Below are 2,838 nucleotides of genomic sequence, written 5' to 3'. Positions count from 1 at the left end.
AGTGGCCGGATCCCTGCCGTTGAGCGCTTAACAATCCTCTCAAAGCTTGCTACGCAGGGCGACTGGCATAGACCTTTGGGGGAGCGAGAGTACTCGCGGCCCCCCTTGTTTCCTGAGGCGGACTGGTTCCGGCCGGCCGCCGTACGCGAAGCCCGACCGGCCCTCGCGCACGAGCCCGGGGCACCGGCTGAGCGTGCGGCCGACGGGACGCTCATCGAAGTGGCCTGGGGCATATGCCAATGCGCGAGCCTGGCGTGCGCCCCCCGCTCGCTCCAACACCCGTATCGATGTGCCCGGGCGTCAGCAAGGGTTGACGCCGCACGGCGGTGTCACCACCGTCGCCGTGTCCGCGGGCACGGCGCTCGGATCGGTCGGTGCGCGCGTGACCACCGCCGACGGGCGCCAACGGCTTCACCACGCCTACGTGGACGCGCCCACCGTGGCCGCGATCACCCGTACGGGGTCACGGCAGTCGCGCTGCCGACCGCGCTGGTGACCGTGGTGTCGGCGGGTCCGGCAGCCCCGTCGGCGGTTGCGAGCCGGGGATCTGAGCGGGTCGGTCTCGGGCCGCCCCGACCGCGCGGCCGATGAGCTGTAGGCCCGGGCGGGAACGCCGTCGCGCCCGAGCGGGTCCCGTCCCGGCACCGCTGCCACCCATTTCGGTGAGCGGAGCCGCTGATCCAGCCGGTCGCCGGGTGGCCGCAATCGGAGGCTTCGAACGTGAGGCCGCTGATCCTCCTTTATCGGGGCCGACCACTCCCATGGCGCCGGCGTGCGTATTTCCGGGCGGAAGGGTCCGTCCCTGCCGTCCGGCGCAAGCGCGTTCTGTTGTGTGGGGAATCCGCATGCAATTCCGCGCCGGCAACTCCGCCTCCGCTGACCGGTGGCGGTTCGGCGTTCCGCGACCGGCCATTCTCCGTATCGCGTGATTCGGCCGGAGACTCCGCCGATCGGGTGAAAGCCGGTCGGAAGGCTTGTCACCGATTTTCGGCTCTGGATTACTTTTCTGTATCCAACCGGCGGGCCGCCCATCCCTCCCGGGGGAACGTGCAGCCGGCGCCCGCCGTGCTTCAGGCGGCGGGTGACGTGAGGCTCGCGATGGGCTCCCCCTGGAGGATCTGGATCCATCCGCCGGCGCCGCCTCAGCGGCGTCGGCGGGTGCGGCGGCTTACATACGCCAGGAGGCGTCACGCAAGCATTCCGAAGGTGACTCAGCACGCTGGCCGGTGCGGTGGCCCGGCGTAGTGCCGCACCAATCTCCCCGGCCGCTGAACGGCGAGTGGGACTCTTTGGCGCCCGGGGGCTTCTGCTGGGGTGATACGCACCGACGGTGTCGGCGGGCAGTCAGCGCCCGTGCGAACGGGCGACGACGGAGAGCATGACAGCAGTCACCGACGGCGAACTCTCCGAACGGAACCCCTACGGGAGGCGCCCGGCCGAGGCCATCCACGGAAGACGCCGGCGCCGCTGAGGGCGGGTGGGCCGACGTGGTCGCCGCACGGACGAGGCTCACGGCGACGGCCGGCGTACGGACGACGGCGGGCTATGCGGCCGGCGCGCCGTGCCCGCGCTCCGGTTCGACCCGTGCGGTTCGCCGGTGAGGGTTCAACGTACCCGGCGTCCGAAAGGCCGTCTCCGGATGCTCGTGTGTCCGCGGTCTCCGCGTTCGTCATGGGCATCGGACGACGGCCGTCGTCGTGCCGGGGACCGTCAGCGCCCGGGACATGACGGCGATCACCACTGAGGGGCCCAGGCGGTCCCGGCCCTTGTCGGGGTCGGCACTGGGGGGCGTTCGGCATCCTGTCCTACAGCACGGGCGAGGAGGGTGCTCTGGGTCCGGCTGGCGAGGCCACCGCGCCGGTGGCAACCTCCATGGTCATTACCTGCCCTCGGGAGTTCGTGGAGCCGACGGAAGTCCCGACGACCTCGTGCGCCAGGCCGTGAAGGAGTTCGTGCTGTCCGGCGGTCGACGGCCCACCTACCTTGAATGGCGGGAGGATTCCTACTGACCCCGTCGCGGAGGCCGAGGCACCGCCCGGCGGGCAGGCACCCGGTGCGCCCGGTGATCATTTGTCAGACGCTGGTGCCGGCGTAGCTCTTGCGGGCCTTGGCTGTGGTGTAGCGGGTGGGGTCGTCGCCGAACTCGGCCAGCGCCCGGGCGCCGGTGATTTCATCGATGCCGGGCATCGACAGGTAGATCTCAGCGTCCGGGTGCGTGAGAATATGCGCGCTCACCTGCTCTTCCAGCAGATGTATCTGCTCGTTCAGCGCGATCAGTAACCTGCGCGCGGGCAACCACGTGAACGGCCTGGGCCTGGCCGCTGTCGCCTGCGATCGGCCGCAACTGGTCGCGGTCGATACGGACCATGTCCGCCAGCGCGTGCGCGTCGCCGCGGTCGCTCTTCGCCCCGGAGGTGCCGTACCGCTCCTTGAACCGGGCCGCCTGCCTGGGGTTGACCGCGTAGACCAGGTAGCCGGCTGTGATTAGCGCCTGCACCCACGGGTCCGCGGCCGGTCTCGATCCCTACCACCACCTGCCCGGATTCGAGGTCCTCGCCTCCGTTCCGGGCCACGATGGCGTGCAGTTTCGCGGTGCCCTCAACTCCCCCCGGCAGGCGGGCGGTTGCGAGCTTACGGCCTGTCTCGTCCTGCACCTCGACATCGTGGTGATCTTCAGCCCAGTCGTCACCGATGAACAACACCAGCATCCGCCCCTTCGCCCTCGTCCAGTCACGATGCGCAGCCTGAATCGCTGCGGGTTCTGTAGAGACTCTAGGTTGTGGCTGTGACCTGCAGGTTTGGTTGTTGTTGGCTGTAGTACGCGGCTTCGTACTCGAC

Annotated in this window: 2 protein-coding genes; both read right to left on the bottom strand. The window is 69.8% G+C overall.

Annotated elements, in window-relative coordinates; all coding sequences use genetic code 11:
* Nucleotides 1–2,073: 2,073 nt before the first annotated feature.
* The gene (locus tag ACH4J0_RS42990) at nt 2,074–2,295 is read right to left on the bottom strand and encodes a transposase (protein ID WP_396246631.1); all 222 of its coding nucleotides are present in this window, start codon (nt 2,293–2,295) and stop codon (nt 2,074–2,076) included.
* Nucleotides 2,201–2,497 carry a transposase gene (locus tag ACH4J0_RS42985; RefSeq protein WP_396246630.1) on the bottom strand — a complete coding sequence of 99 codons (297 nt, stop codon included), beginning with the start codon at nt 2,495–2,497 and terminating at the stop codon, nt 2,201–2,203. The genes ACH4J0_RS42990 and ACH4J0_RS42985 overlap by 95 nt, the downstream gene beginning before the upstream one ends.
* Between the last annotated feature and the right edge of the window lie 341 nt (nt 2,498–2,838).

Source organism: Kitasatospora sp. NPDC017646 (assembly GCF_044329365.1).
Lineage (GTDB): Bacteria > Actinomycetota > Actinomycetes > Streptomycetales > Streptomycetaceae > Kitasatospora.
This window is presented reverse-complemented; position numbering and strand designations above follow the sequence as displayed.